Here is a 20,834-nt window from a genome sequence, read left to right on the forward strand (position 1 = left end):
GGCCGGTCGAACAAAGAAAAGGTCATCCACGATGTTGACTGCGCTGATGCCCGGGAAACGGCGGCACATTTCTTCGAGCTCGCAAAGGACGTTCTCGATTGATCGGCGGCGTACCCAAGATCCCCTCCCACGGTAGATGTTCGCCCAGGTAGTGTTGTTGCAGAACGTACAGCGATAGGGACATCCGCGGGTGGTTTCGACGCGCAGGCGGTCGAGCGCCCCGCGGAGATTCCCGGGCCGGGCGCGAACCAACCGACCGTCATCGGCCACCCAGTGACTCTTCAGTTCGTAGTCGGGAAACGGCAAATCGTCGAGGTTCTCGATCAGCGGTCCAACCGGATTTCGCACCTCGCCGCGGTTACCGAACGGGCCGCCGGCCCTGAACGCCAGTCCGCCGAGATCAGTCGGATCTCGGCCGCGGTCCATGCGCTCGGCGAGCTGCAGCATCACCTGCTCGCCTTCGCCGATGCACACGACATCAGCGTATTCAAGGCATTCGTCCGGGGCCACGGTGGCGTGAGTGCCGCCCCAGATGATCGGAACCTTCATCCCAGCCCTGCGCAGCGCTTCGGTCAGAAAGCAGGCACGGCAAAAGGAATTCGTCAGCAGTCCCATGCCCACGAGGTCCGCGTCGCGACAATGCTCGATCAGTGATTCGATCACCGGCGGGGCAAAATCCGGCTTGGCCGTGTCGCGCTTCGATGCCATGAAAATCATCTCGACCTCGTGGCCGGCGGATTTCAGGGACGATGACACATAACGCATTCCGAGGGCCACGGGATGCGTGTAGGTGGCGATGAGAACGGTTCTCATGGCAGGCCTCCCCGAACGACCGGTGATCCCCCATCGTATCGTTCACAAATACATTCGAGATCTCGAATATCCGTTCAATGCGTCAAGCCACAATCAGCGACATCAGGTCCCGATTGCGAGGGGACATTGTGCCGCTCAGAAAACGGGGAACAACAACCTGCACACAGGACGTACACATTACGAATACACAGCGGACTCCCACAAGTCAGAGTGGCAGGAGATGCTATTGAGCGCTCTGCAGGAGCCGCGTGTCTTACAGAATTATCCTGTATCATACCAGATCTGCATCCGGGCCGGCAAGTTGCCGTTGCGCGGCGTCTTCGCACGCGATGGGGCCATCAGTCCAGGCCGCAGGCATATTGCGGAGGCCCGGCCTGGGGTCTACAATGCCACCGGATCGCATCGAAGTCATGAAAAGCATTCGCAAACTGATGCAGCAGCTCGAACAGGCCCTGTCCAATCCACGAGAGGAGTTCGGACGCTTCACGCGATTTGTACTCTTCCAGATCGAGCTGTGGCGGTTTTGCGTCCGTCGTCTGCGGGAAAACAACGTCATGGCGATGGGTTCGGCCTTGTCGTTTCGCACGATTTTCGCGATGATCCCGGTGCTGGCTTTGGCCCTTCTGGTCATGAAGAGCGTCGGCGCGCTGGAGGACAGCCGGGCCAGCCTGCACCGTTTCCTGGAAGCTTTAGGTTTCACCCAGATTATCACCGTACAGGAAACCAGGCCTGCCACGGGTACGGCTCCGGGTGAAGTTCCGCCAGGAGAGGTCATCAATGTTGCTGATCGGATCGAGGAGGTCGTCGACAACGTCAGCAGCAAGCTCACATTCCAGCGCATCGGGCCGGTCGGCGGCGCTCTGCTGATCTGGACCGCCTTGACGTTGCTGACCACCATGGAGGAATCACTGAATCGCATTTTCGGCGCCCGCAGTGATCGTTCCACGCCCAAGCGCGTCCTGTTGTATTGGTCGACCATGACCCTAGGCCCGATCGTGCTGGCGGCGGCGAGTTATCTCGGTCGACAAACCATCGAGACGGTGCGCGACGCCCCCGGCGCGTCGTGGCTGATCATGACCTTGGGCTGGGGCGGACCGATCGTCGTGGGTGTGATCGTCCTTGCCCTGGTGTATGCCTTGCTTCCGAACACGACCGTCCGATTCCAAGCGGCGCTAGGCGGAGCGGCGGTGGCCGTTCCGCTGTGGCTCGTGGCCAAGTGGGGTTTCTCACTCTACGTGAAGAACCTGGTCGCAAAGGGCAACATCTACGGTGTGCTTGGTTTGCTTCCCCTTTTCCTGATGTGGCTGAACCTTTCCTGGTGGATCTTCCTTTTTGGGGCCCAGTTGGCCCACACTGCCGCCAACCTTTCCGTGATGCGCATGGCCGAGCGTGCGGGCAATCTCGTGCTCGGGCCGTCCGACCTGCTGGCGGCCGCACTGGCCATCGCGAGACATTACCATGCCGGTCAGGGACCGATGACGGCGGGCGCCATGGCGGGCGTGCTCAACCTTCCTGTCGACGCTGTCCAGCGGCTGATCGACCGGTTGGATAGCGGCGGTCTACTGATCCGCGTGGACCGGGAACCGGAACCAGGCTACCTGCTTTGCAAGCCACCGACCCGGCTCGCCGTGATCGACGTCATGAGCATCGGCGACCCTCGCGGATCCGGGTCATCGCCTGAAGGATGCGACAAGCAACTCACGGCGGTGGTGCAGGAACTGCGGGACCGCACTCGTGCCTCATTGGAGGGGCTTACCCTCGAAGACTTGCTGCGTCGCCACGCCGAGCCCGGCCCCTGCAAGGCAACCGGCTGAACAAGTCCGGCATGTACCGACTCGACCGGAACATGGCCGACGTGCCGGCACGAACGGGCAAGTAGGCCGCCGAGGTCGCATGGGGGAAGCGGCCCGATACGGTGATGCAACTCGAAGCCCGAGGCAGGAGGTTCGGGGCCGGTTGTCCGCCATCGGATGCCGCACCGGAAATCCTGCGGAGTTTTGCGGCCGCATGATTCAGGACTTTATGCTGGAAGCTGTCCGTGGGTGGTTTCCTGTTTTGGCTGGCCGATCTTATCGGCTGCCCGTGCTATCGGACGGTCTGTCAACCTCATTGGCCGCCACTTACGAACCGATAAAGGCAGCGGGAGCATTGCGCGCGATGGGCGAACGGCCTAACATCCTGGAAATCCTGAAGAACGAGAGCGGGCCTGCCGCGGATTATGCTCTGCTGACCGCACTGCGCGAAGTCGGCGCGGCGACCGCCCAGGCCATCGTCGACCTGTTGCTGCTTCGCAAGCAGAAAGCCGGGCTGTGTGGCCTCATTGAACTCTTTCACGAGTTGGACGAGCCGATCTGCCGAACGATCGTCGAGCACGTGGATGAGCTGTTTCCGGCCTTGCGCCTGGCGGCCCAATCCAAGGACGACCAGGTTCGGCTGAATGTCCTCGAGATCATCAGTCGCGGATACGCCTACCGGGCGGCATACCTGGTCGACACCGCAATGCACGATCGAGTTGCCCGGGTTCGCGAGGCTGCGGCGGACACCTTGTACGCCCTGGCCGACCAGTTGCTCAAGACCTCGCCGATCCCCGATCTGCACCACGACAAGCTTGATCCGGCGCGCGCTCGCGGTCTGAACGTTGACCTGGAAGACTACATGGAAGACCGTCGTCAGGTCATTGGTGCAATCGAGGGCAGCCTGGCCAGTTACAACATCCACCTGCAACCCAAGGTCATCGAGACAGCGATGTGGTTTGTCGATGAACTGGATCAGAAGTTCTGGTCGATCGTCGGCGTCCCCGGCAGCCGGGCGGCCCATGCGGCGATCAGCGTCATCGTGGGCGTGAAGAGCCCGCGGCTGGTGCCGTTCTGTATCACCGGTCTGCACTACAGCACGTTTCGGGCGCCGTTGTCCAAGGTCCTCGGCCTTTGCACGGACATGGCGTTCATCGAGGAGTGGATACGGCAGTCGTGGCGTCTGGGTGAGCCCAAGATCCACCGGGCCATGGCGAGCATTAAGGAGCTGGCCGTCTTGAAGCGCAAGGCGGTGGAACTGATGCAACTGCCGCCGGCCCTGATGCGCCACCTGCCGAGGTGGATCATGGCGACCGGACTGCCTGAGCAGGTGAAGCTGGATTTCCTGAAGAACCTTTACCGTCGCGGCGACGAGCAGATGCGTCGGTCCACGGTTAAGAGCATGTTGCCGTGTGCAGGCGAGCGAGTGATCTCCCTGCTGAAGGCGATCTCACGGGACAATGACGAGCGGACCGCCGCTGTGGCCCGGTTTGAACTGGCTCACCGATTCCCCCTCGAGTATCCTCCATCCGACTTGCTGGAACCTCCGAAGGCCGCGGCGGCTCCGTCCGGCCAGGTCTGGGGACGACCCGGCTCGGATCTGACGTTCGAGAAGTACTGGGACATTTACGACACGGAGCCCGACCCGCAGCGTCGGGAGATCGGCCTGCGGGTGTTCGATGGAGACGCCTCGGCCGTGCGTCTGCTGGCCAGGCAGATGAACGCTGCCGAGCCGAGCGACCGTCTCAAGGCCCTCAGAATAGCCACCCTCCTTGGTCTTGGAGAGAAATTCGTCCAGCAGATTTACCGTTTGAGCCATGACCCGAACCCTGAGGTTCGCAGCGCGGCGGTTTCCGCACTGGGTAGACTGCCCGGTCCGGTGAGTCAGCATCTCCTCAGGACGGCGCTACAGGACAGCGACGCGCGCGTTCAGGCCAACGCCGTGGAAGCGATCGAGCACAAAGGCGGCGAGCAGATCACCGAGGATCTCCTGCCCAAGCTGGCCTCGCCCGACAATCGCGTTCGGGCCAACGCGGTCAAGGCCCTGCTCAAGCTCGGCGTGCGGGAGGCGGCCATTACCCTCCTGAGGATGCTGGATGATCCAAACCGGGCACAGCGGATCAGCGCCCTGTGGCTCATTGAGAACATGGGACTGTTCATCCTGGCCTCGCGGGTTATGAAGCTGGCGCAAGCCGATCAGGACAACCTGGTGCGCAGCCGAGCCAGGAAGCTGACCGGGCAGATCACCGGACAACTGCCGGTGGGAGCAGCGCAATGAGTATGAGTGCCGGCAGATCCGTTTTCGACTTGCTTGCCAAGGCCGGGCTGCCGCTTGCCGAGGGAAGCTGGTATGAATCGGTGCAACACCGGTTCCTCTTCGGCGAACCGGAACTGATTCGCGGCTTGTTTACCGCGGCGCTCGCGATGGGTTTGGTGCTCTTGGTCATCGGCATGTCGTACCGGTGGCAGAAGCGTCGCCAACAACCGGCGCCGACCCAGCCGATGGCCCTTTTCAGACGCGTGCTGTCAAAGATGGGATTGACGGTGATCGAGCGATGGTTGCTGTGGCGACTGGCCAGGAACAGCGGACTTGAACACCCGACGGCGTTGCTGATTTCGTCACGCCTGTACGACGGGGCGGTCGACCGCTACTGCGCGGGCAGCGGCCTGTTTTTCGCCCGTGCCGGCAAGGCGGCGAGCTTTGCCGCGATCCGCCGGCGGATCTTCGGGGAAAAGAACGGATAATCAGGTCCTGCGATCTTCGGCCCGGCGTTCCTCACGTGTACAATACTTTTCATGCGAGTGGTCGTGACCATCCTGTCGCATGCCGTGGCCTTCGCCATCGAGAGCTGCGTTCGCTTCTACCAGGTGGCCTTGCGCCCGCTGCTGATCGGCTCGTGCAAGTTCGTGCCGTCGTGCAGCGACTACTTCATCGAGGCGGTGCACGAGTGGGGACCGATTCGCGGCTCGTGGCTGGGCATCAAGCGTCTCCTTCGTTGCCGGCCGTTTACCATGGGCGGCATCGACCCGGTGCCGAGGCGGAACCGGCCATGAACCGGGTCACTGACGATCATGCCGATCCGGAGACGGCGCGCGTTTAGCCCCCTGTTGAATCGGTGGGTAGACCACCGCCGTCAGCAAGAGGGGCCGACGAGAAGCGATTCAATTCTTCGGTGATCGCCTCACGCAACTTGTGGAAAAACGCGATGTACAGCGGTAGTTCGCCCAAGAATAGGATGGTCGCCATAACGAACAGCGTCGATCCCGGGCAGATGACGATGCTGATATCCCAGGCTTCTTCCAGGATGAGCATGAACAATTGAATAACGAGCGTGCTCATGCACAGGGCGGTTGCCCAGACTCCGACCGTGGCCGTCTTCCGAAGCCGGTCCGTCGGGTATCGGAAGGCGAGCTGGCAGCAGTAGTAGCTGAAGGATATCGGTATGCTCCCCGCGCATGCGACAGCCAGCATGGCCACGGATGCAGAGAGCCACCAAAGCGGGGCGAGCATGATCGCGCAGATGATCAGCATCACGGTGCCAAGAATGCCCACGAAGAAGACAACTCTCGTCCTCGACAGGCCCTGACCGACCCAGGAGGGCGGCCTTGCCCCGATCACAACGAACGTCCCGATCGCCAGCATGAAAAGGCCGAGGAGCAGACAGGGCATGAACACGGCCGTCAGCAGCCCGAAACCAGAACCGCCGGTCATCAAGGGTATGAGAATTGTGATCACTGCAACCGATAGGAATGATATACCCAGGTAGAGAACATCAAGGCCGCCTTTGAGTTCGGTTATCCAATAAAGATGGATGGCATTGGGATCCGACTCGCGAATCGAAGCCGCGACTTCCTTTCCGCATTCGGGGCAGCGGCCATCGGCACGCAGGGTGCGGAGATTGTACTCGCAGCCGACGCACGGCAGGTCGCAAGCTATGCGGTCGGTGGCCGGGTCCACCGCCGGCCGCGGCATACCTGGACCACCCGGCGGCTTCGGGTTGGATTGCACGGGCTTCGGGTCCGATTCTGTCACGTCTCGGCGACCTTTCCACAGTCAGTCGGCTTCACCGTTCCACCTGCAACACCGGACAGACAGGGCATCATCGTCGGGTCAGGTGGGCAATCACCTGCCCGGCTTGCTGGCCGCCCCACCCACGACGTACAGCCAACGATTGGTTTCCGCCGGTTTCAGTGTGAGGATCAGCGTCTCGTTTTCCACCTTGCTTTCGACAACTGGGCCTCGGCTTCCGGGGGTCGGGCCTTCGGCGAAGACTTGCGCCTCGGGCGGCAGGCGGCCGGCCGGAACGCGAACGGTGCCCGCCCCATGCACTCGCACTCGCAGGACCGCGTTGGCCTCAGTCCGGCAGTTCGGCTCGATCGGTGCCCAGGCTACCAGCGGCATGGGCACATCGGCGAATACGGTCGTCTTGCCGTTGACGGTGATCTGGTTGCATCCGAGGCCGCAGAAGGCGATCAGCCGGCCGTCGGCGTCGGCGCGAAACGCGAGGCACTGCTCGCCCTCGAAGCTCACCGTCTGACCGTTGACCTTGACGTCTTTGAGCGAGATGTGCTCGGACGGCAGGGTCAGGTTCTTGAGAATCTTCTCATCCTCCTCGCGATTGCGGGCAAAGCCTCCCGGCCAGCTTTCCTCAAGCCGTGAAAGGTGCGGCGCAACGCTCACCGTCCCATTTGGGAACCGGCAGAACAGGTAGGGGTTTGTTCGCGAGAGGTGTTCGGTGTTGTCGTTGACACCCGAGAACTTGCCGCTTGACGGGTAGGCTCCGAGCGCGCTGAGAATGTCGAACCAGTATCGCATCTCGTAGCCGAGACTGGCGGCCTGGTCGTCGCGCGGGCGGAAACCCAGAAACGTCACACTGCCGCCGTTGTCGAGCGCCCTGTGCGAGCCGACCACCCAATTCTTGACGCGGGCAACCGGTTGCGCGGCCGGGCGAGGTGCGATCGAGTATACCCGATCCGGCAGCATCTCGGTCAGAACGGTCATCGGGGCAATGCCGGCCAGCTTGCCCTCAAAAACGACTTGTTTTCCGGGCACCATGAGGCCTTCGCTGTGCGTCGGCGGGTACTCGACGCCGAACAGATCCTTCCATGTGGGCAAGATCGTCGAGCCGTCCTCGGCCAGCACTGGCGGCGGGCCGGACCAGATCACTCGGCCGCCCCCCTCGGCCAGTTGCCGCATCATCTCCAGTAGCTTGACCGGTGGGAACGGCTCGAAAAGCGTTACCAGAGTGGTGAACCGTCTTCCGGCCATCTCGATCGCGCCGTTGGCGACGCTGCCGCGTTCCAGCAGTTTGGCCGGCGTGACATAGTTGGCGTAGCCGTACTGCGTCATCCAGTTGCCGAACCGCTCCTCGGCCGCCACCAGATTGATCGGGTAGAGCATGAGCACGTCGACGTCGCGGTGCTCCATGTTCTGCACCATGCCGAACCATGGACGGGTGGCGTCGCCATACGCATCGGCCAACGCATGCCGTCGTTGGGCGATCTCAGCGGGCATGCCCCAGTGGGCGGCATATGAATTCGGTACGTCGTTGAGGATGCCCGTCGAGCAGGCCAGCGCCAGGGCAAAGTAGTTGCGGTCGAGGAAGCCGCCCTCGGCGTGGTCATTCCCGTTGCCGGTGAGGAAGTCGCCCCACTTGAAGTAGTCGTAGCAGGCGGACGCGGCCTGGTGTGACATGGTCGAGCCGACGTAGTCGGCGGTATACTCGTAACCATGGCTGGCCCGCCAGCGGTCGCACGTCGGGCTCTCGGCCCAGGTCGCGTGGGCACGGGCCTCAAGCTTGTATCCGACATGGTTTTCGAGGTGTCGCTTGGCGGCGGTGAACAGGTCGACCACGCCGTCCTGCAGCATCCTGTAGTATCGGGCCCGCATCAATGCGGTGGCGCGTATTCCCTCCGGCGTTGGTGCCATCACGTGCATGACGTGATCCTTGGCGGTCATGTCGCTGGCCGTGTCTTCCTGGCCGTAGGTGAAGTAGATCATGTATTTGGCGAAGTCGTGGTATTCCCGGCCGTATGCGGCCGCGAATCGACTCGCAAACGCGGGGCTGACGTAGCGCACCGCGAACTCTCCATTGTCGTGGTGGGTGTGGTAGCCCCAATCCTGCTGGATGTGCATCTCGTCGGCGTAGAGCCCGTTGAGTTTCACGCCCGCGTCGAGGTAGCGATCGGTCAGTTTGTTGAGGTATGGCAGGGCCTTATCGCTGAAGTAGTCCATCTCCGGCGTGCTGTACTGTTGGACGACGAGAACGCGATCGAGCCCGGCAGCCGCAGGCGGCCCACCCCGCCCGTGAACGCGGATGCGAACCGCACCACCCGGCTTGCTGATCGTGTCCTTCCAGATGTCAACCTGGGCGGTCTGCGAGATCTCCACAATGTCCTTCGAATCGACGTGGCGGTAAGGCGTGCCGTGTATGACGTGCTCGCGAAAGGCGAACACTCGCACGCCGGCGTCCGCAACGTCGATCGGCCCCTTGTTGTTGGCCCACTTGCGCTGGCGCCAGAGTTGTACGCTGTAGTCGCCGCTGACCGGATCTCGCAGGCCTTTGCGATAGTGCATCCACAGGCCTGATTCGCCGGTCTCTTTCACGTAGGCCGGGCCGACCTCCAGCGGGCTGAGCAGGCTGAGTTCGAGTCCCAGCCCGTATGTGGCCGCAAACTTGCTGATGGCCGCGATGCGTTCGATATACTCGGGCATGTCGGGCGTCAGTCGGCGCGGCTTATCGCCCTGGCCGGGGCGGTACTGGGCGAAGAAATGGTCAAAGGCAATGATCAGCGTGCGTTGTCCCGCCGCCCGAGCCGCTTCGCACACCTGTCGCAGGCTTCGCTCCAGCGGAGTCCGGCCGAGGCTGAGGTTGATCGCCCTGTCCGGATCGGCCAGAGCCTCCAACTCCTCATCGGTGACCAGAATGATCGACGACCGGTGGATCTGAAACGCCCAAGGGCCGGGAAAAGCAACCATCTCGCCCTTGTACACGTTCTCGGGAACGCTTGTTTGCGCCGGCAGGGCGGCACCGCCCGCCGAGAGAACCCCGCCCATCAGCAGCACTGGCAATGTCGTCTTTCTCACGCGTCACTCCTGTGTCTTGTGCATTAAGGCCGGTCCCGGATCTTTGCATCCTGCGGGCCTCACGATAGTCGCACTCCGGGCCGCGCGGAGACCGGTTTCTTCCCATCTACAGGGAGACCCTGCCTGAGTCCGATGACCTCTGTCGCCCTCGCGGGACAGTCTACCTCTTAAGCTCATTGATGCATAACCGACAGTCTTGCGGTGTGGCTGGGCCAATCGGCGTTTGGGTGAGGATCGGGACGGCAAAGCGACCCAGCGGGCACAGCTCCACTGCCTTGTCAACAAGGGCCTTGCGAAGCGCGTCGACGCGGTCGTGGGAAAGCTTGGGAACGCAGGATCTTGCCAGCGAGAGCGCCCTGCTATAAAGTGTTGATACGAGTTCAACCATCTTTCATGCGGCTGCGTCTCATCCGTCCTCTCAGACCAGGAGCCGTCAGATGATCAGGCAAACAACCTTCACAATCGGCTTCATGGCATCGTCTGCAATCGCCGTCTTCGTTTCGCCCGTGGGCGGACAATCCCTTTGTTCTGAAAACTACCAGTGTCCATACGGCTACTTCTGCGAGAAGGGCGATGGCGATTGCTGGGGTCTGGGAACATGTCAGCGCAAGCCGGATTACTGCGCCTTGTGGGTCGACCCCGTGTGCGGCTGCGATGGCCGCACGTACTCAAACTCCTGTTTTGCGGCGATGTGGGGAGTGAATGTTGCCTACCCCGGCGAATGTGGAGCCATCTGCCAGGACAACTCGACCTGCAGGGCAGGTACATACTGTAGAAAAGAGCCCAGTGATTGCGCAGGCTTCGGATATTGCGCCGAGATTCCAGACGGCTGCGGGACCTATTGGGACCCGGTTTGCGGCTGTGATGGTGTGACTTACTCCAACGTCAGTTGCGCCGCTCTTTACGGCGTCAACGTCGCTTTTGACGATCCCTGCTCATCATGTATCGACGATGCGGATTGTCCGGCCGGCAGTTACTGCGATAAGCCCGTCGGAGACTGCGACGGCGCAGGTGTATGCGAGCCTTTCCCCGCGGCCTGCGAACCTTTGATCGAACCGGTCTGCGGGTGCGACAACGTCACTTACGAAAACTTCTGCGAAGCCGCGATCGCAGGCGTGACCGTCCAGTACCTTGGCCCTTGCATGCCCGCGATCTCCGACTACGACGGCGATGGCGACGTCGACCAGACGGATTTCGGTTTTCTCCAGCGCTGCATCAGCGGAAAAGACGTGACCCAGACGGACCCGTACTGCCAACCGATGAGAATGGATGCGGATGAGGACGTGGACGGCGGCGACATCCTGACCTTCCTGGCCTGCCTTGGCGGCCCCAATACGCTTGCTGATTCCGACTGTATCGACCAGCCGTGACGTTGCCGGCTCAGCCGAATAAGTTCATGCCCATGCCCCCATGACGGCCCATCGATCATCGGCTACAATCCGGTTTCGGGGCATTGCTCCCGTGCAACGGCAACCGCCAAAGCTGAGCTCTTGCGCCCAGTAGGAGGACTACCGATGACCGCAGACCGGTCCGAATCGTCATTCTCGAATCGCACAACTCGTCGCACCTTCATTCGCAACGCCGGGACGGTCGCGGCCGCATGGACCATCGGCACCGGCTCGACCGCCCAGCCGGCACGAGGCCGCGTGCTGGGGGCCAACGATCGAATCAACTTCGCCATGATCGGCTGCGGCGGCGAGGGCAACGCCCTGCTGTCGATGGTCAAGATCCTGAAGGACCAGGGCGTCAACGTCGAGATTGTGGCCGTGTGCGACATCTATCGGCCGCGACTCGATAAGACCGCCGAGCGTTACAAGGCCAAGGCGTACTCGAATCATAAGGAACTGCTCGCAGACTCATCCATCGATGTCGTCGGCATCGCCACGCCTGACCACATTCACGGCTATCAGATCATTGACGCCATCCGGGCCGGCAAGGACATCTACTGCGAGAAACCCATCACCCACTGGCGGCAATTCGAGCTGACCAAGCGGTTGTTCCACGAGGTCAGCAAGTCCGACCGTGTTTTTCAGCTCGGCTCGCAGTACATGTCCGATTCGGCCTGGTCGCAGGCCCGCCGGATGATCAAGGAAGGACAGATCGGTCAGCCGGTCCATGCCGAGGTAGGATTCTTCCGCGTGGGTGACTGGGGCGAGCGGGGAATGCCCATCGACGACCCCGACGCCGAACCCGGCCCGGACCTGGACTGGGAGGCGTTCCTGGGCGACTCGCCGAAGCGAGAGTTTGACGTCAGCCGCTTTTTCCGCTGGCGGATGTATTGGGACTACGCGGGAGGACCGGCCACCGACCTCTATCCGCACTGCCTCAGCCAGGTGATTTACATGCTTGGTGTAAAGATGCCCAGCCTGGTGGTCGGCACGGGCGGCAAGCTGCGGTATGAGGAACGCGAGGTACCCGACACCTGCAACATTCTGGCCGAGTATCCGGAGAGGATCTCCGTATCAATGGTCGGCACGCAAGCCAATGACTACCCCGGAGCCAGGCCCCGCCCACCAGCATCCAGCCCGATCATCCGCGGCTGGGAGGCCACGCTGACCTTTGAAAACGAGGAAATCGTGCTGACCCCCGTCCAGGGCACCAAGAAGGAGGGCAAGCGGGTCAGAATCGAACGGCCGTTTGACCACGTGCGGCACGTCAAGAACCTGCTCGACTGCTGCCGGACGCGCGAAAAGCCCGAATACCCCGTGGATCTCGCCTACTACACGCAAACGCCGATACAGATGGGCATTCTTTCGCTGCGCGAGGGCAAGGTGGCAAGATTCGACTCCACGGTGGAGAAGATCGTCCTTTAGAACCCTACGGCCAGATATCTGTGTGGCTTGCGCGCATGTTTCTGGATCGCAGAGCGCTTGGGTTGCGGCCCGCAAAAAGGCGGTCCGCTCAGGCTGCTCAGTTGTTGGATTGCCGGTGCAGGTATCCGGTGAGGAACCTGCAAGAAAACCTTGCCCGGACCGGACTATATTCGGAATCGTGTGATGGTCAGAGTTGCTCGAAGAAGACGCAGGGAGCCGGCCCGGCGGCAGGTGTCTCACGCTGTCCTCTGGGTGGTCTTGCCCGCATTGAATGGTGCTGTCATGTCTGCCGAGAAACCTGCTTTGCCTGAAAGAACAGGTCTGGTTCGTCTGACCGGCCTTCCTGATTTCGATTGCGATTCCATCGCCAATAATGCCCCGGACCAATGGAGATGGCTGAGCCTGCCTCGGAGCCGGCTGGTCTTGAATCCGGCGGCCTCCGATGACTTTTCACCCCTGCCGCAGCGACCCGATCTGCCCTTGCATGCGGCGTATTACGCCGGCCGAAAACCCCACCGGCTGGTTGATCTTGTGACAGTGGGTATCGGGACGACCGATCGCGGTCCTGCCGGGCATTGCCGTCACACCTGGTACCCGTACAAGCTGTCATTTCAGGCGAGCTGGGAGAACGCGGAGATCAAGATATCCGGCTACGACTTCCTGGCGGACGAAAACACCATAGTTCGCGTTCTTGAGGTCTTGTCCGGCGAATCGCCCAGCACCTTGAGACTTCAAGGCGCGGTACATGGCCGCTTGCAGCCGGACTCCGGAGTGCTGCTCGCCGAATACGAGGACTTCTTCCACGCCTTGATGGTGGGAAAAGTCGAGGGACCGGAGCTGACGCCGGCAAGACTCGATGCCCGACCGCAAGTCTGCGGAGATGGATGGTTCTTGGAGACAGCCTCCGGCGAAGGTCGGCAGGCGTCCAGTTCCCGACCGCTCAACAGCAGCGAGGCGTCCTGCTATTTCGTGTCCATCGGTTTTGCCACGCGGGCCGAAGGCGCGGACACTGCAGTTTGTCGGGCCGCCGGAGTGTTGTCCGGCCCCGGTCTGGCCAAGCGGTTGCAGGACCGGAAGGCACAGTGGAGCGAGTACTTGAGACGCGTGCCGGCCCCGGAGCAATTCGGGATTGTCGCCGTGGATCCCAAAGGCGTAAGTCCCGAGATCCATCGGCGCTTCTACTACGGCGCGTGGGCGTTCGTGATTTCAAACGTTTTGCCGGCCATGCCCGAGAACGACTACCCCTATCCGCAAACTCCCTGCGGCAAGCCGTCGCTCTGGAATTTCGGGGCATCCAAGGCTCCGGCATCGGCCGCATGGGAAAGCTTCTTCGGCCAGCAGATGCTCGCGTATGTCATGCCCGACACCGCGTGGGCAGCGTTCGAGGGAATCATGGCCCAGGTTGATGAGACCGGCCGGCTCGACGGCGAGTGCCTGCCCTCGCGAAAGGCCCAGACCGCATGGATCCTCTACAGTCTGACCGGCGAGCTGACCCGGCTGCGAGCCGTGTACCCGGCGATTCGACGATACCTGCTCTGGCGAGAACAGAACCCGCGATGGATCTACCTCGACCACGACAACCCCGACGAGAAGGATTCCTCGTTCGTCGATCAGCTTCTGGTGGACATCGATTTCGCCGTGCGAATCGCCCGCGAGATCGGTGAGAACGCGGACGTCGCCATGTGGCAGCAGCGGCGCGAGGTTATCCTGAAGAACTACCGCGAGTGGTTCTTCTTCACCGACGAGCGTCCTCCTGCCGAGTACTTCTTCACCGAGTCCAAAAGACATGAGCCGGGAAACCTCAACTGGGTCCTTACCGGCCTGCACATCCGCGACCTGCCGCTCGACCTGGCAGACGAGCTGAAGCGGCTTTATCTTCAGCGGCACAGGCCGGACCGCGACTTCTGCGGGATGAGCTCGACGAAATACGGCACAGAGAGTTTCATCGCCTATGGCCTGATCGAACACGGCGTGCACAAGCAAGCCCGCGAGTTCATCAATGCCGCTCTCCGGGACCAGATTCGGGCGGGCGAGTTCTCGGAAAACTATGCCGCCGGCCGCGAAGGCCGCCCGCCGATCGCCTGGGGTGTCAAGCCGTCTTTGTTCGGCGCGGTCCAGATGGTAGATTTCACATGCCTCAACAACGGGGTCCGACTCGACCAGGGCCGGCCTGTGTGTGTCACTTGGCCGCCCGATGCCGCCGCAACCCCGGCACATGTTGAGAGGAAGGAAGACTGACGAATGCCGCTGGAAGCAAACCGGATCAGGGCCATACTGTTCGACTACGGCAACACGATCATTCCGTTCGCACGGCCGCAGATGGACGCGTGCGATAACGCCCTGCGCGCGGCGATAGAGAGGCACCTCGGGCCGGTGGATCGCAACAGGCTACGAGAGCTTCGCGACGCCGACCGGCTCGCCCCGTACAACAACGGCTACCGGGAAAATGATCTGACCGAAATCGTGACCGCCCTTGTTCGTCGGTTGTTCCGTCGCGACCCGACTCCGGAACAGATTGCCGTTTTGCTGCAGGCCCGCCATGAGGCCGTGGTGGCGGCCATCGAAGCACCCTCGTATGCGGCTGCAGTACTGACCGATCTTGCAAAACGCTATCGGCTGGCGCTGGTCTCCAACTACCCCGACGCAGAGGCGATCCGCGCAAGCCTTCGGCGCACGGGCCTTGCACGATTCTTCGAGTCGGTCGTGATATCAGGAGAGGTCGGCTTCGTAAAACCGCATCCCCGGCCGTTCGAGGTCTGTCTCGAACAGCTCAGTCTGTCGCCTTCCGACGCGGTTCACGTCGGCGACAACTGGCTCGCCGACGTCCAAGGAGCCAAGCGGCTCGGCCTGCAAATGATCTGGACCCGCCAGTATGAACCCATCGACAGCTTTGAGGTCAAGCCCGGTGACCACCAGCCCGACCTGACGATTCAGCACCTGACCCAATTGACGGGCGTTTTCGGACCGAGGTCCGGACAACCAGAATCGTCGTGACCAATGACGGAAACGGCGAGCGATCATGTTTTTCGAAGGCGGTCTTCAACCGCAACCCGAACGTGTGCCTGATTCGCGCATGTTGCGCCGTAAGAATCAAACGGGCCGGCACTCGAACGTCCGATTCTCACTCCAGAGATCCAGAGGGCCACAGGGGTGCAGACTCGGGACGATGTAGGTGCCGGTTTGGCGGCCTGCGAGATCGTAGACAAACGCCTTTGTTTCACGCATGACGTGGGCCGGCAGGTCCGCAGACCTATAGATCAGGGTGATCCAGTTGGCTGTCCATTTGCGAGACGGCCGTGATATAATACGGCGTCTGCCAGTCTTGGATTGAAAGCGAGGTGCGGCGATGTGTCGGATACGACGCTACTCACGGCTTCTCGCGATTCTGCGGTTCTTGTTGATCGCGGTTCTTCCGGCCTGCGATTCGACCCCGCCGGCCGGCACCCCACCGGCGTCCCAGCCAGAGGAGGAGGCCACCATGTCGGCCAAAATGATCCTGAAAAGCTCGGCCTTCGGACCCAACGAGGCTATTCCGCGGAAATACACCGGCGACGGCGAGGACAAGTCGCCTCCGCTTTCTTGGTCGGGCGCACCGGATGGAACAAAAGAGCTCGCCCTGATCGTGGACGATCCGGACGCTCCGACTCCGACGCCGTGGGTGCATTGGGTTCTGTATGCCATCCCACCTGATACGACCGGCCTGCCGGAAGGGATCGCACCTTCGCAGCGGGTATCGGAGCCGCCGGGTCTGATGCAGGGCAAAAACTCCTGGGGCAAGGTAGGCTACGGCGGTCCGGCGCCGCCAAGGGGCCATGGTCGTCATCGGTACTTTTTCAAGCTTTATGCTCTGAATGCGCCGCTTGGTGTCGAGCCCGGTCTATCCAAAGAGGCCTTGCTCAAGGCGATGTCAGGCCATGTGCTGGCCGAAGGCGAACTTGTTGGAACTTACCAGAGGTGAACGATGATCCCGCGCGCGAACCGACCATGTAAGGTTGCGTCGGCCGCCGGGCTACTGGTTGTTGTCATGCTCATGTTCCCGTCCGGCTGCGGATCACAACCCGACCCCATCGACGAAGCGGTCCGCCTGGCGGCGAGCGCATCTGCTCCTGCGAGCGAGCCGCTGGTAACATCGCAGCCGGCTGGGCCGTTTCGCCCACCGGAACCGCCGGGGGCCCGCGATCGAATCGAAGAGCGAAACCGCATGGTCGACACACAGATCGCGCGGCCACGTGACGGACGCAAGCCGGTCAAAGACGCCAAGGTCTTGCAGGCCATGCGTAATGTGCCCCGCCACGTCTTCGTCCCAAATGATTACCAGAGCAGGGCTTACGGCGATTCGCCGCTACCCATCGGGCACGGTCAGACGATCTCGCAGCCCTATATCGTTGCCCTGATGACCGAGGCTCTGCAATTGACGCCGGAGATGAAGGTCCTCGAGATCGGCACGGGCTCGGGCTATCAGGCGGCAGTCTTGGCCCATTTGACGCCCCACGTCTACACGATCGAGATTGTACGACCGCTAGCCCAGAGTGCTCAGCGGGTGCTACTCGAACAGGGCTACAACTCGGTTCGGTGCCGAATCGGCGACGGATACAAGGGCTGGCCCGAGGAGTCGCCTTTCGACGTGATAATCGTCACCTGTGCCGCTGAGAACATTCCCGAGCCCCTCTGGGAACAGCTCAAGCCGGGAGGGCGGATCGTCATTCCAACAGGGTCGGCTTGGGGTGCTCAGGAACTGGTGGTGGTCACGAAAACGGAAGAAGGCAAGAGGAAAACCCGACACATCACCGGCGTGCGGTTCGTGCCCATGACGCGGGAGTGAGTCCTAAAGACCGCCCTTCCCGGACTGGAGCGCGTGAACCCCGCAGCTTGTCAAGTCTGCTGCAAAGTCATGAGCAGCAAGCACTTAGCGTCTCTAATTGCTTATCGAGTGGGCTGCGGGGGGCTAATCGCTATCGTTTGAGGATCCAGGGGAGTGGACTTTGTGGCCATCAAGATGCAGTCGCTGGGCCCTTCGCCGGCTCCCTCTTCAGTAAGGGCGATGGCGAACCGGCAGGGTCGCAGGGCGCTGGGCAGCGCGGCGGCGGGGTGCCGGCGGCGACGAAGCGCGAGGCGGTTTCCAGTGGGCGGGCTTTATGCTATACTGCCCGCCTTTTAAGGGCCCGGGCCGGCTACTTGGTGAAGCACGAAAACGCAAACCGGTGTCCCGTGTCGGTCGAACACTGGAAAGGCCCCTTCAGACCCGCAGGGCTAACGCTCGTGAGACATGGGGGCCGATTATTCCTTTTGAGCCGAGCGGCTTCGCGGCGCGGTGCGAAGCCTGCGAGGCGGCAAGCGACGACAAGGGCTCGGCAGCGGCGCGAGGCGAGCCCCGTCAGTGGCTTCAGACGACAATCCACCTAACCGCAAGGTGTTCAAGAACGACAGCGTCAATGGTTCTACGACACTCTTCCCATAGGAGAAGCGACAAGATGACAGCGTTGCATTCGCGTAGAGGCTGGATGATGTGGGTGTTTGCGATCGGGCTTGTCTGCATGGTTGTTGCGCCCGTGCTGGCCCAGGAGGGCGACGAAGGCCCCATGGTTCGGCCGAGCATTCCCGTCTGGTGGTGGATCGCTCCGATCGGCGCGGTTATTGCCTTGATCTTCGCCGGCAAGTTTTACAGCGAAGTAAAGAGGGCAAACCCCGGCGACGCCGAAATGATCGAGATCGCCGGACACGTGCGTGAAGGCGCCATGGCCTACCTGAGGCGCCAATACAAGGTCGTGACCATCGTATTCCTTGTGCTTGCGGCGATTCTGGCATTCATGGCCTATGGTCTGAAGGTGCAAAACCCCATCGTCTGGTTCGCGTTTCTGACCGGCGGCTTCTTCAGCGGCCTGTGCGGGTACCTGGGCATGCGAACCGCCACAATGGCCAGCAACCGGACGGCGGCCGGGGCACGAGAGAGTCTCAACAAGGGACTGGTGGTTGCCTTTCGGGCCGGTGCGGTCATGGGACTGGTGGTCGTCGGCTTCGCCCTGATTGACATCACCGGCTGGTTCCTCGTTCTGTACAAGCTGTTCCCGGCCATCGGCAAGGAGTACCACCTGTCAACCATTACCGTCATCATGCTCACGTTCGGCATGGGTGCTTCGACACAGGCGCTCTTTGCTCGTGTGGGCGGCGGTATCTACACCAAGGCGGCCGACGTCGGCGCCGACCTGGTCGGCAAGATCGAGGCCGGTATTCCCGAAGACGATCCGCGTAACCCGGCCACCATTGCCGACAACGTCGGCGACAACGTTGGTGACGTGGCGGGCATGGGCGCCGACCTCTACGAATCCTATTGCGGCTCGATTCTCTCCACGGCCGCGTTGGGTGTCTCGGCCGCGGTGGCCCTGTTCGGCTCCGAGGTCACCGCCGACGGCGCCAACGCCACCATCCGCTTCCTGGCCGCGCCGATGGTTCTGGCAGGTATCGGCATCATTCTCTCGATCGCCGGCATTTACCTGGTTCGGACGGAAGAAAAGGCCACCATGGGCGTGCTCATGGCGGCCCTGAACCGTGGCATCAACGGAAGCAGCATTCTCATCGCCCTGGCCGCCGGCTTGGTGTGCTACCTGCTGCTGGGTCGCGAGTTCCCTACGACCGCAGACGGTTACCAGGTATGCTGGTACGGCATCTGGGGCAGTGTGGTCAGCGGTCTGCTGGCCGGCGTGATTATCGGAAAGGCGACCGAGTACTACACCAGCTACGATTACAGTCCCACCCGTGAAGTCAGCGCCCAGGGCGTCACCGGCCCGGCGACGATCATCATCGGCGGCCTGGCCGAGGGCATGAAGAGCACCTGGGCCTCGCTTCTGACCATCATCGTGGCGATTCTACTGGCCTTCACGTTCGCCGGCGGCGGGCATGAGTTCATGCTGGGCCTTTACGGCGTCGGGTTTGCCGCAGTCGGCATGCTGGCGACGCTGGGCATCACGCTGGCGACGGACGCCTACGGTCCGATTGCAGACAACGCCGGCGGCAACGCCGAGATGACCGGTCAAAAGCCTGAGGTGCGGCAGCGCACCGACGCCCTCGACGCGCTGGGCAACACCACTGCCGCGACCGGCAAGGGCTTTGCGATCGGTTCGGCGGCCCTGACAGCCCTGGCGCTGCTGGCCGCATATGTCGAGGAAGTCCGCTTCGGACAGATCTACGAGGCCCGCGACATGGTCTCGACCTATTACCAGGCGCCGGCGCCCGATGAGGCCGTTTATCTCGGCCACGGCAAGTTTGCATGCTTCCTGAGCGGCGAGGTCGGGAAGGTTCGCAACAGCGACGTTGAGGCTTACATGGTGCTGAATCTTGCCGATCTGCCGGCGACCGGAATCAGTGCCCTCAAGCCGGGTGAGACGAAGCTCAAGCTTGGCAAGCAGGCGTCAAAGGCCGAAGGATACATACGCAAAGCCGTGGTAAGAGACGACGAAGGGAACGATCATTCGCTGGAACTCGTGGCCGCCCGACGATGCTCGCTTGAGCAATACATGCAGTTCTACAACGTCACGCTGATGAACCCGAAGGTGCTGTGCGGTCTGTTCGCGGGGGTGCTCCTGGTGTTCCTGTTCTGTTCGATGACCATGAAGGCCGTCGGAAGGGCCGCCAATCGAATGATGATCGAGTGCCGTCGTCAGTTCGAGAAGATCCGCCAGTTCTTGCGCAATCAGGGCAAGGATGAAACGTTTGTGCAGAACCCGGATCATTGGCCCAAGCGAGTGGAAGTCGAAGGGCAGCGGTATCCGGATTACGCCACCTGCGTGGCGATTTCGACGGCGGGTGCCCAGCGGGAAATGATCGTGCCGGCCCTCATGGCGATCATTATTCCGGTGGCGGTCGGCCTGGTATTCGGCGTGCCGGGCGTGATGGGCCTCCTAGCCGGCGGTCTGACGTGCGGGTTTGCCATGGCAATCTTCATGGCCAACGCCGGTGGGACGTGGGACAACGCCAAGAAGCTGATCGAGACGTTCGGCAAGTTGAAGGCGAAGGACGTCCTGGAGAATAAGGAACTGCAACAGAGGCTGCCGGCCGGCATCAGAGACGACCTGCTGAACAAGGCCAGGCAGGCAGTCGCGGCCGGCAAGCCAGACGCCACGATCTACGGCAAGGGTTCGGACGATCACAAGGCGGCCGTCGTGGGCGACACGGTCGGCGATCCGTTCAAGGACACATCGGGTCCGAGCCTGAACATTCTGATCAAGCTGATGAGCATGGTGTCGGTCGTGTTCGCCGGGCTGATCGTCAAGTTTGCTCCGCAGATCGGAGCGCTGCTGGGTCTGAACTGACCAGATGCGACACTTTACGGAT

The 20,834-nt window shown here is 61.9% G+C and carries 14 protein-coding genes; 11 read left to right on the plus strand and 3 right to left on the minus strand.

The features are described 5' to 3' along the window. Positions 1–813: cobalamin-dependent protein (locus tag PLL20_14010; protein HPD31105.1), on the minus strand; the 813-nt coding region annotated here is incomplete at its 3' end. Between the two features lie 386 nt (positions 814–1,199). Between PLL20_14010 and PLL20_14015 the strand changes: the two genes are divergently transcribed. The 4 genes from PLL20_14015 (at position 1,200) to yidD (ending at position 5,660) form a co-directional block, all read left to right on the plus strand. After that, positions 1,200–2,627, plus strand: coding sequence for a YhjD/YihY/BrkB family envelope integrity protein (locus tag PLL20_14015; GenBank protein HPD31106.1), 1,428 nt, complete (start codon positions 1,200–1,202; stop codon positions 2,625–2,627). Positions 2,628–2,970: 343 nt separating this feature from the next. Next, the gene (locus PLL20_14020; GenBank protein HPD31107.1) at positions 2,971–4,884 is read left to right on the plus strand and encodes a HEAT repeat domain-containing protein; all 1,914 of its coding nucleotides are present in this window, start codon (positions 2,971–2,973) and stop codon (positions 4,882–4,884) included. Beyond that, positions 4,881–5,351, plus strand: a complete 471-nt coding sequence (locus tag PLL20_14025; GenBank protein HPD31108.1) for a hypothetical protein — start codon at positions 4,881–4,883, stop codon at positions 5,349–5,351. The genes PLL20_14020 and PLL20_14025 overlap by 4 nt, the downstream gene beginning before the upstream one ends. A gap of 51 nt (positions 5,352–5,402) precedes the next feature. Then, entirely contained in the window at positions 5,403–5,660 is a 258-nt protein-coding gene (yidD, locus tag PLL20_14030; GenBank protein ID HPD31109.1) for a membrane protein insertion efficiency factor YidD, read from the plus strand. 43 nt (positions 5,661–5,703) lie between these two features. On the opposite strand, the gene PLL20_14035 is transcribed toward yidD, so the two are convergent. Next, on the minus strand, positions 5,704–6,579 hold the full coding sequence (locus PLL20_14035) for a hypothetical protein (protein HPD31110.1): 876 nt from the start codon (positions 6,577–6,579) through the stop codon (positions 5,704–5,706). Between the two features lie 150 nt (positions 6,580–6,729). Next, positions 6,730–9,693, minus strand: a complete 2,964-nt coding sequence (locus tag PLL20_14040; GenBank protein HPD31111.1) for a hypothetical protein — start codon at positions 9,691–9,693, stop codon at positions 6,730–6,732. 437 nt (positions 9,694–10,130) lie between these two features. Between PLL20_14040 and PLL20_14045 the strand changes: the two genes are divergently transcribed. The 7 genes from PLL20_14045 to PLL20_14075 all read left to right on the plus strand — a co-directional run bounded on the left by PLL20_14045 (position 10,131) and on the right by PLL20_14075 (position 20,812). Next, positions 10,131–11,063, plus strand: a complete 933-nt coding sequence (locus PLL20_14045) for a Kazal-type serine protease inhibitor domain-containing protein (GenBank protein HPD31112.1) — start codon at positions 10,131–10,133, stop codon at positions 11,061–11,063. A gap of 144 nt (positions 11,064–11,207) precedes the next feature. After that, positions 11,208–12,506 carry a Gfo/Idh/MocA family oxidoreductase gene (locus PLL20_14050; protein HPD31113.1) on the plus strand — a complete coding sequence of 433 codons (1,299 nt, stop codon included), beginning with the start codon at positions 11,208–11,210 and terminating at the stop codon, positions 12,504–12,506. Positions 12,507–12,788: 282 nt separating this feature from the next. Further along, positions 12,789–14,744 (plus strand): hypothetical protein, encoded by a 1,956-nt coding sequence (locus PLL20_14055; GenBank protein ID HPD31114.1) that lies wholly within the window; start codon positions 12,789–12,791, stop codon positions 14,742–14,744. A gap of 3 nt (positions 14,745–14,747) precedes the next feature. Next, complete coding sequence (locus PLL20_14060; GenBank protein HPD31115.1) at positions 14,748–15,500, plus strand: HAD family hydrolase; 753 nt, start codon at positions 14,748–14,750, stop codon at positions 15,498–15,500. 484 nt (positions 15,501–15,984) lie between these two features. Continuing rightward, positions 15,985–16,464 (plus strand): YbhB/YbcL family Raf kinase inhibitor-like protein, encoded by a 480-nt coding sequence (locus PLL20_14065; GenBank protein HPD31116.1) that lies wholly within the window; start codon positions 15,985–15,987, stop codon positions 16,462–16,464. Between the two features lie 243 nt (positions 16,465–16,707). Then, entirely contained in the window at positions 16,708–17,328 is a 621-nt protein-coding gene (locus tag PLL20_14070) for a protein-L-isoaspartate(D-aspartate) O-methyltransferase (GenBank protein HPD31117.1), read from the plus strand. Between the two features lie 757 nt (positions 17,329–18,085). After that, entirely contained in the window at positions 18,086–20,812 is a 2,727-nt protein-coding gene (locus tag PLL20_14075; GenBank protein HPD31118.1) for a sodium-translocating pyrophosphatase, read from the plus strand. Positions 20,813–20,834 lie beyond the last annotated feature (22 nt).

This window comes from Phycisphaerae bacterium (assembly GCA_035384605.1).
Classification (GTDB): Bacteria; Planctomycetota; Phycisphaerae; order UBA1845; family PWPN01; genus JAUCQB01.